The organism is Litorisediminicola beolgyonensis, from assembly GCF_042679605.1.
GTDB lineage: Bacteria > Pseudomonadota > Alphaproteobacteria > Rhodobacterales > Rhodobacteraceae > Litorisediminicola > Litorisediminicola beolgyonensis.
This window is the reverse complement of record NZ_JBHTMU010000045.1, coordinates 22,978-31,596: the sequence shown is the minus strand read 5'-3', so window position 1 is coordinate 31,596 and position 8,619 is coordinate 22,978. Positions and strand designations below refer to the sequence as shown.

11 protein-coding genes are annotated in these 8,619 nt (G+C 64.3%); 7 read left to right on the top strand and 4 right to left on the bottom strand.

Annotated features, from left to right (window positions below; genetic code table 11):
• Positions 1-57: 57 nt before the first annotated feature.
• Both ACFQ4E_RS18040 and thyX read right to left on the bottom strand, forming a co-directional pair.
• Positions 58-753 (bottom strand): hypothetical protein, encoded by a 696-nt coding sequence (locus ACFQ4E_RS18040; RefSeq protein WP_386805924.1) that lies wholly within the window; start codon positions 751-753, stop codon positions 58-60.
• Complete coding sequence (thyX, locus tag ACFQ4E_RS18035; RefSeq protein ID WP_386805923.1) at positions 746-1,657, bottom strand: FAD-dependent thymidylate synthase; 912 nt, start codon at positions 1,655-1,657, stop codon at positions 746-748. Before thyX ends, ACFQ4E_RS18040 begins: the two co-directional genes overlap by 8 nt.
• Before the next feature lie 202 nt (positions 1,658-1,859).
• Here thyX and ACFQ4E_RS18030 point away from each other — a divergent pair, with 202 nt between their 5' ends.
• The 4 genes from ACFQ4E_RS18030 to ACFQ4E_RS18015 all read left to right on the top strand — a co-directional run bounded on the left by ACFQ4E_RS18030 (position 1,860) and on the right by ACFQ4E_RS18015 (position 5,555).
• Positions 1,860-2,930 (top strand): hypothetical protein, encoded by a 1,071-nt coding sequence (locus tag ACFQ4E_RS18030; protein ID WP_386805922.1) that lies wholly within the window; start codon positions 1,860-1,862, stop codon positions 2,928-2,930.
• A gap of 4 nt (positions 2,931-2,934) precedes the next feature.
• Positions 2,935-4,359: a hypothetical protein gene (locus ACFQ4E_RS18025; protein ID WP_386805921.1), complete on the top strand. Its 1,425-nt coding sequence runs from the start codon at positions 2,935-2,937 to the stop codon at positions 4,357-4,359.
• A 66-nt stretch (positions 4,360-4,425) separates the two neighbouring features.
• Positions 4,426-4,860, top strand: a complete 435-nt coding sequence (locus ACFQ4E_RS18020; protein ID WP_386805920.1) for a VOC family protein — start codon at positions 4,426-4,428, stop codon at positions 4,858-4,860.
• Positions 4,827-5,555 (top strand): DUF1194 domain-containing protein, encoded by a 729-nt coding sequence (locus tag ACFQ4E_RS18015; protein WP_386805919.1) that lies wholly within the window; start codon positions 4,827-4,829, stop codon positions 5,553-5,555. The genes ACFQ4E_RS18020 and ACFQ4E_RS18015 overlap by 34 nt, the downstream gene beginning before the upstream one ends.
• Before the next feature lie 23 nt (positions 5,556-5,578).
• Here the strand turns inward: ACFQ4E_RS18015 and ACFQ4E_RS18010 are convergent, their stop codons facing one another.
• Positions 5,579-5,980: a hypothetical protein gene (locus tag ACFQ4E_RS18010; protein ID WP_386805918.1), complete on the bottom strand. Its 402-nt coding sequence runs from the start codon at positions 5,978-5,980 to the stop codon at positions 5,579-5,581.
• An 86-nt stretch (positions 5,981-6,066) separates the two neighbouring features.
• A complete protein-coding gene (locus ACFQ4E_RS18005; protein ID WP_386805917.1) occupies positions 6,067-7,269 on the bottom strand; it encodes a pyridoxal phosphate-dependent aminotransferase in 1,203 nt (400 codons plus the stop codon).
• Positions 7,270-7,359: 90 nt separating this feature from the next.
• Here ACFQ4E_RS18005 and ACFQ4E_RS18000 point away from each other — a divergent pair, with 90 nt between their 5' ends.
• The 3 genes from ACFQ4E_RS18000 to ACFQ4E_RS17990 all read left to right on the top strand — a co-directional run bounded on the left by ACFQ4E_RS18000 (position 7,360) and on the right by ACFQ4E_RS17990 (position 8,618).
• Entirely contained in the window at positions 7,360-7,755 is a 396-nt protein-coding gene (locus ACFQ4E_RS18000) for a helix-turn-helix domain-containing protein (protein WP_386805916.1), read from the top strand.
• 50 nt (positions 7,756-7,805) lie between these two features.
• Complete coding sequence (locus tag ACFQ4E_RS17995; RefSeq protein ID WP_386805925.1) at positions 7,806-8,024, top strand: succinate dehydrogenase assembly factor 2; 219 nt, start codon at positions 7,806-7,808, stop codon at positions 8,022-8,024.
• A gap of 96 nt (positions 8,025-8,120) precedes the next feature.
• Positions 8,121-8,618, top strand: coding sequence for a MarR family winged helix-turn-helix transcriptional regulator (locus tag ACFQ4E_RS17990; protein WP_386805915.1), 498 nt, complete (start codon positions 8,121-8,123; stop codon positions 8,616-8,618).
• The last annotated feature ends 1 nt before the right edge of the window (position 8,619 follow it).

Here is an 8,619-nt window from a genome sequence, read left to right as displayed (position 1 = left end):
AGATTAGACATATCACCGCTCTGTTTTCGTGCGGTGAATCATGCCCTTCGGCTCAGATCAATGGGTCCTGAGCCTAGCTGGGGAAAATTGCTCCAAGTGCGAAACAAAGAATAAAGAAATCGTATAGCCCAATGTCACGACCACCGCAGCGACACTTGCGAAAAGCCATTTTTTAGCAAGTTCGTCGTTAAGCTTTGCCTCTTCCTGAAAGTAAATTGCCTGCTGCGTAACACCCTGCTCTTTTGCCAGCTTTTTGACATCGGCTAGAAGCTGCTCGGCCTGAGCTTTGCTTTCTAACATCTCCGCGCCAAGCCGATCCTTAAGATCTTTGGCCGCCTGTATTGCAGCACGACCCTCTGCCTCAATCTTGGCAAAGTCAATTGTCCTAGCCACCGAATAAGAAATATGAGGCTGCAAAGTCGCAAAATGAGTTGTATAAGCTGCCGAAAGCTTATCTGGCATTGCAGATTGACGATCACGAATGCTTCCTTCGTCGGGATCGAAAGCCCGCGCCTCCTCGAGCAAGGCAAAAGCACCGTCAGCAGCAGATTGAATTTGCCTGAGGGTCTGATCTGGGAATTCGCTCAGTGCCTCTAAGGGGACGCGCTGAAACAGTGAGACCAATTTGCGTGCTGGCTCCACCGCCGAGGCGAAAGCGTATGAACCTAGCTCTTTCTCTCGGGTAATTTTCTCGGGCTCAAAAGCCTGAACCCGTGACAGTGACTCTCGAGCGTTCTGATAAATATCAGACATCACCAATCACCCCCTGAAACTCCCGCCATTCTCCCTTGGACATGCCGGAGGTCTCCTGCGTGACTTCCTCTCCCGCCAGCATCCGGCGGATGCAGTCGAGCGCGGTGGACGAGAGGGTGGCGCCGCCCATGCGGTAATCCTCGAAGGCGCGGTAGGCGAAGGGGACCCAGTCCTTGACCATCTCGCAGATCGCGTCGGCATAGACGCGGATCTCGTACTGGGCGTGGGCATCGGCGCGCAGGCGCAGGAAGTGCAGGAGGTTGTGGAGATCGACCTTCCAGTACCATTGCGTGTAGATGTTGGCGGGCAGGTTCATCCGCGCCAGCTCGCGCGCGAGGCCCTGCTGGCCCTCGTCCGAGATCATCTCTTCGTAATGGTCGTAGCAGCGCATCGCGTCGTCGCGGAGGATGCGCAGCACGCGCTCGGCCTCTTCGCCCGAGAGCGCGGCGCCCCGGCCCTGGTTGTTGGTGGTCGATTGCGCCGCGAGCGCGTCCGGCGCGGGGATGTAGAACTCGCGGTCGAGGATCGAGTAGCGGGCGGAGTATTCGTTCACGTTCGCGGTCCGGTGCCGGATCCATTGCCGCGCGACGAAGACCGGCAGCTTCACATGCAGCTTCAGCTCGCACATCTCGAAGGGGGTCGAGTGCCAGTGGCGCATCAGGTAGCGGATGAGGCCCTCGTCGTTCGACACCGCCTTGGTGCCGCGCCCGTAGGAGACGCGCGCCGCCTGGCAGATCGCGGCATCGTCGCCCATGTAGTCGATGACCCGGACAAAGCCGTGATCGAGCACCGGGCGGGCGTGGTAGAGATGCGCCTCCATAGCCGGAACGGTGGCGCGCAGCGTCGGTTGCGTGCGCCCGCGCAAGTCGTCGATCTCGGCCTGTTGCTCCGGTGTCAGCGTCATAAGTCCCTCTCCTCTGCCGATGGGATTCGCCCTGTGATCATAGATATGGCCGTGGGCGGGGGAAAGCACCGCTAGATGCTGTGTGGGCAAATGCGCCGCAGTTTCCGCAAAATTTTAACACTTCCGGCTCGGTGGAATTGACTTGCCCGGCCCCGGAACGGAGTCTCGCGCCAAAAGTTCGAACAGGTTTCGGGGCAGATACATGGATTTCAGGACGATTGCGGCCGTTCTTCTCGGCTTTTCGATACTCTCTGCCTGCGGCGGACAAGGCGACAACCCGCTGGGGCGCGAAAACCCCACCGAAGAGCCCGATGACGGAGAGGACGGCGAGGAGGATCCGGTGGTTCCCGTCGACGATCCCGAGGATCCGCTGGTCAACGAGGGCAGCACCGACGATTTCTATTCGATCGAGGATGTCGACAAGATCACCCTCGACAGCGACGATGACGGCAACCCGATCCTCGTGGTCGAAGGCCTGACGCTCGATGGCGGCGGCGCCGAGACCGTCTATGTGCGCCGCACCGATCTCGACCAGTCCGGCTTCCTCGCTTTCGCGATCCAGGACGACCCGCTCGACCGCTATGTGCGCGGCTATATCGATGCCGACAACAACGGCGGCACGGTCACCGCGGGCGTCGCCGTCTCGGGCGCGCAGTTCAATCGGTATTTCCGTGGCGCGACCGTGACGCGGACCGACGATTACGATCCGCCCGCGGCCACCGACGCCACGGGCCTCGTGACCTATACCGGCAATTACGTGGGCGTTCTGAACATCGAGGGCACCGATAGCGAGCTTCTGCCCGTGATCGACGCCGCGGACGAGATCATCCCCGGCACCGTGGTGCTGACGACGACCGGCAAGGTGTTCCTGAACGCCGATTTCGCCGACCTCGCCATCAACGGCTCGGTCTATGACCGCGAAGCGGTGGAAATCGGCCTGTCGCTTCCGTCCTACGCGCTGATCCTCGGTCGCATCGACGACGAGGGCAATTTCGGCGGCACGATGGAGTTCAGCAACGACCAGACCGTCGACGCCTATGAAGCGCTCGATCAGACCGAAGGTGGCGTCGGCCAATATGCCGGCATCATCGGCGGCGAGGACGGCGCGGCGATCGCAGGCGCGCTGACCATCGACTCGATCGACGGCGGCGACGACATCCTCGGCTTCACCAACGAGGAAGAGATCGGCGTCTTCACGTTGGAGAAATGCGGCACCGACGGCGCCAACGCGGCCCGCTGCGCCGAGGTCAATCCCGACTTCAGCGCCGATTGATGACGTGACCCGCACGCTGCTTCTTGCGACGGCGCTGGCGCTCCTGACGAGCCCGGCGCCGTTTGCCTTTGCCCAGACCGAGCCCGTGTCCCTGACCGTGCCGCAGGCGCGCTCTGCGGCTGTGCAGGCCATGGTCACAGGCGATCTCGAGACCGCGGACCGGCTGTCGCGCGGCCTGATCGCGGTGCAACCCGAGGACCCTTCGGTCTGGGCGCTCGACGCCCGTGTCGCCGATGCCCTGAAATCCGATCCCCGCGCGTTGTCGAGCGCCGGTCGCGCCTTTCGGCTGGCCACGGATCGTCCCCTGCGCTTCCGCGCGGCGGACCTTGCCGCGCGCGCGGCGTTCCGCTCGGGCCGCTACACGCTGGCGCAATACTGGCTGCGCCGTGCGACGGACCTCGCCCCATCCGACGAGATCCGGGCCCGCGTGATCGAGGATTACCGCCTTGTGCGCCGCGTCAATCCGCTCCGCTTCGCGCTGGACCTGTCGGTCACGCCCAGTTCCAACGTCAATGGCGGGGCGAGCACCGACAGCTTCGAGGTGTCCGGGCTCGACGCGGTGTACGGCACCCTCAGCGCCGAGGCGCAGGCGCTTTCGGGCTGGGAGATGCGCGGACGCCTCAGCGGGTCCTGGCGCCTGTCGGAAAGCTCCGAGCAGCAGACCCGCCTGACCTTCGGCACGACCCTGCGCCGCGTCGCCCTGAGTGACAGCGCCAAGGACGATGCGCCCGACGCCGAGAACTCGGACTTCGCGCTTACGGTGATCGACACCGGCCTCTCCCACAAACGCGCCCTGCCCGGCGGTCGCGCGGTTCTCGACACCGGCCTGAGCCTGGGGAGGGCGTGGTATGGCGGCAGCCATGATTATGATTTCGCCCGGGGCACGCTGGGCGTCACGGCCCGGGTCGATCCACGCTGGACCCTGTTTGGACTGGTGAACCGCGAATTGCGCCACGGCGCGGAAGATGCGGCGCCCACGGATACGTTCGACCGGCTGCGCTTAGGCGCGGTGATGGCGCGCGAGAATGGCGACCGCGTGACCCTTGCGCTCAATTTCAGTGCCAGCGACCGGGACGACGACCGCAATGACGGTCGCGGCATGGGCGTCGATCTGCGCTACGCGCTTGGGGCCCCTGTCGCCGGTGTCTCGCTGGCAGCCGGTCTCAGCCTGAGCCGCGAGACCTATGACGACTATTCCGTCCCGGTGTTCCTTGTCGGCTCCTGCGGCGCGATCATCTGCCTCGAGGACGTGCCGGGCGGGCGCGAGGACAATTCCGTCGCCCTCTCGCTCGAGATGCAGTTCGAACGCGTGGGATATGCGGGCTTCGTGCCGGTGGTCACCTTGGAGGGGCGGCGGAGCGACTCGAATGTGAGCCGGTTCGACACCGAGAGCCTCGGTTTGCAGATCGGTCTGCGCTCGGCCTTCTGAGCGGGCGCTTTACAGAGCGCCCATCTCCGCTAGGTCGCCCGGAAACGGAGACGAGAGGAAAGTTTCATGGGCATTCGCTACATTCACACCATGGTTCGGGTGAAAGACCTCGAAAAGAGCATGGCCTTCTACGAGCTGCTCGGGCTGAAGGAACGCCGTCGCTCTGACAATGAAGGGGGCCGGTTCACCCTGGTCTTCATGTGTCCGCCGGATCAGGACGACGGCACGGCCGATGTCGAGTTGACCTACAACTGGGACGGCGATGAAGGGCTGCCCTCGGACAGCCGCCATTTCGGCCATCTCGCCTACACGGTGCCGGACATCTACGCGACCTGTCAGCACCTGATGGACAACGGCGTGACGATCAACCGCCCGCCGCGCGACGGCCACATGGCCTTCGTGCGCTCGCCCGACAACATCTCGATCGAGCTCTTGCAGCAGGGCGATGCGAAGGAGCCGCAGGAGCCTTGGGCCAGCATGGAGAATACCGGGCATTGGTAAGGCTCTGGGCCGCCGCTCTGCTGGCAGGCTGGCTGGCGGCGCCGGTCTCGGCGCAGGTGCCGTGCCGCCTGGCGCTGGTGCTGGCGCTCGATGTGTCGTCCTCGGTCGATGCTTCTGAATACGTGCTCCAGAAAGAGGGTCTGGCCGAGGCGCTTCTCGATCCCGATGTCACCGGCGCGCTTCTCGCCGGGGGCGGCGGAGTGGCGCTCTCCGTCTACGAATGGTCGGGGCGGCGCCAGAACGCTTTGGTGATCGACTGGACCCGGCTCGATACGCTGGCCGACATCACGACCGTCGTGTCCCGGCTGCGCGCGGCGCCGCGCAGCCAGACGCGCTTTCCGACGGCGATGGGGTACGCCTTGGGCTACGGTGCCGGTCTCCTGCGGCGCGGCCCGGATTGTGCGCGGAGGGTTATCGATCTCTCCGGCGACGGGATCACCAATGACGGGTTCGGTCCAGACCTGGCCTACAAGCATTTCCCCTTCGACGGGGTGACCGTGAACGGGCTCGCGGTGCTCGGCGCCGATCCGATGGTGGTGGACTATTTCACCGACGAGGTGCGACACGGGGTCGGTGCCTTCGTCGAGACCTCGGAAGGCTATCCCGGCTTCCGCCGCGCCATGACCCGCAAGCTCCTGCGCGAAATCGGCGGCATGGTTGTCGGCGACAGCGGCCGCGCGTCCCCGCCGGGCTGATCACCGCGCCGGAGCGCCCGACCTCAGCCCTTTGTCAGCATCTCCGCCCGCTTGCGCACAAGAACGCTGCGCAGATCGTGCATCGCGAGGAGAAGCTGATCCGTCACCATCTCGAGCTGCTCGTCGCTCGCGCGCGACTGCACCCAATGCGCGGTGAGGTTCAGGTGGTCGATGGTGCGATGAATGTCGTCGATCTCCCGCATCTCGAGAAGCGCGCCGCGCTCCGCCGCCCAGCGACGGATCTCCGACAGATCGGCCTCGGTCAGGGTGCGCCCGCCCTGCGGCTTGATATCGCCGTTGCGGATGTTCAGGACGGCGATCGGCTCCATGTCGATGCGGCGCTGCCGGTTCTCGGAATCGACACGAAAGACCATCGCACCGTTCTCTCGGACGCGAAAAAAATACTCGGGAATGGAACCACTCATTTGAACCTCGTTGACACTGGCCCGGTCGCACATGCCGGGCTCTTGCCGGGAGAGTACCCCGTTCGCGCCCTGCGGGCCAATCTTTGTCAGGATAGCTCGGCGCGAAAACGCGCAATGCGTGCACATGCCTCTTCGAGTTGCGCCTCGGAGGTCGCGGTTGAGATGCGGACATGGCCGGGATGTCCGAAGGCCGCTCCGAAGACCAATGCGACGCCGGTCTCCTGCAAGAGAGCCGTGGCGAAATCCTCGCAGGTCTCGAGAAGAGCCCCCTCCCCCGTCCGCCGTCCGAGACAGCCCCTGATCGACGGAAAGACGTAGAAGGCACCGTCCGGCACCGGGCACTCGATCCCGGGAATGTCGTTCAGCCGCGAGACCACGAGGTCGCGGCGGCGCTGGAAAACCACGCGCCACTCCTCCAGGAATTCCTGCGGTCCGTTCAGCGCCTCGACCGCCGCCCATTGGCTGATCGAGCACGGGTTGGTCGTCGATTGAGACTGGATCTTCCGCATCGCGGCGATCAGATGCGCGGGCCCACCGGCATAGCCGATCCGCCATCCCGTCATCGCATAGGCCTTGGAGACGCCGTTGACCGTCAGCACCCTATCGCGCAGACGCGGCTCGACCTCGGCGGGCGTGCAGAAGGTATAGCCGTCATAGGCGAGATGCTCGTAGATGTCGTCCGACAGGACCCAGACATGGGGATGACGCAGCAGGACCTCGGTCAGCTCCGACAGGGCCTCGCGCGAGTAGCCTGCCCCCGTCGGGTTCGAGGGCGCGTTGAAAATGAGCCACTTCGTGCGCTCGGTGATCGCCGCCTCGAGCGCCTCGGGCGTCAGCCGGAAGCCCTGATCGGCGCGCGTCTCGACGATGACCGGCTCGCCGCCGCAGAGCCGCACCATGTCGGGATAGCTCACCCAGTAGGGCGCCGGGACGATCACCTCGTCTCCCGGGTTGAGCGTGGCCATCAGCGTGTTGAAGAGAACCTGCTTGCCCCCGGTCGAGACGCTGATCTCAGAGGGCTCGTAAGACAGGCTGTTGTCGCGCGCGAATTTCGCGCAGATCGCCTCTTTCAACTCGGCGATCCCGTCCGGCGCGGTGTAGCGGGTCTTGCCCGCCTCGATGGCCGCGATCGCGGCTTTGCGGATGTGCTCGGGCGTGTCGAAATCGGGCTCGCCCGCACCGAGCGCCACGATGTCGCGGCCTTGCCGCTTGAGTTCCGCGGCCAATTGGGTCACCGCGACTGTGGGCGATGTGCGCACGCGCGCTAGGCTTTCTGAGAGAAAAGACATGCGGAGCCGCCGACCTTGTATGTGACGCGACGTCTGTCTTAGGGTCGCAACCGCTTGGCTGCAAGCGGCGGCGCAAGGGAAGGAGACGAGATGACCGACTGGTATGGACCGGACGCGGCGACATTCGGGGATCGCGTGGTGGCAGCCCGCGAGGCCGCCGGAATGAGCCAGGAGACATTGGCCAAACGGCTGGGCGTGAGGGTCAAGACGCTCCAGGGCTGGGAGGACGACGCGTCGGAACCCCGGGCGAACCGGCTCCAGATGATGGCGGGTCTCCTGAACGTCTCGATGGTCTGGCTCTTGACCGGAGAAGGCGAAGGCCTGTCGGCCCCCGTGGACATGGTGATCGAGGGACAGGACGCGGCCTCGCTTCTGGCCGATCTCAGGGCGCTGCAGGTCGATCTGCACCGCATGGCCGAAAAGGCCGGCCAGCTCGAGAAGCGTCTGCGCAAGACCCTGCCGCAGTCCAAGGAGAGCGGCGCGTGAAGGAAAAGACCGGCCAAGAGCCACGCGAGGCGCGGATCAAGCGGCTGACCATGCGGTCGATGCGGCGCGGGACCAAGGAGATGGACCTGATCCTCATGCGCTTCGCCTCGCTGCGGCTCGCCGCGATGGATACCGACGCGCTCGACCGCTACGACGCGCTTCTGACCGAGAACGACCAGGACCTCTACCAGTGGATCACCGGCCAGGCCGAGGCACCGCCCGACCACGCGCGGATGATCGCCGAAATCGCGGATGCGACCGAGAAATAGAGCGCATTTGAAGCATCTATGACCGCATTTAACTGAATATTGGTCATTTGCTGTGAACCCTCTCCTCCACACAACGCGGAAATGGCGGAGAGAGCGATGAGCATACATTCGGCGCTTGAGCAGGACGCCCGCTCGGGCTTCATGAACGATTATCTGGAGGCTTTGGCGCTGGTCGAGCGGCTTCACCGGCTGCTCCTCGACGTGATCAAGGACGAGTTCGAACGGGTCGGCGTGCTTGAGATCAACGCCGTGCAGGCGCTTCTGCTCTTCAATATCGGCGATAACGAGGTCACGGCGGGCGAGTTGAAAACGCGTGGCTACTACCAGGGCTCGAATGTCAGCTACAATCTGAAGAAACTGGTCGAAACCGGCTTCATGCATCACCAGCGCTGCGAGATCGACCGCAGATCGGTGCGCGTGCGCCTGACGACGCGCGGCCGCGAGATCCGCGACCTGGTGGAGGGGCTCTTCGCCCGCCACGCCGACGGCCTCCAAAGCCGGGGCGTTCTGGGTGAGACGGGCCTCGAAGACATCACCCATGCGCTGAAACGGATGGAGCGCTACTGGACCGACCAGATCCGCTACATCTACTGAC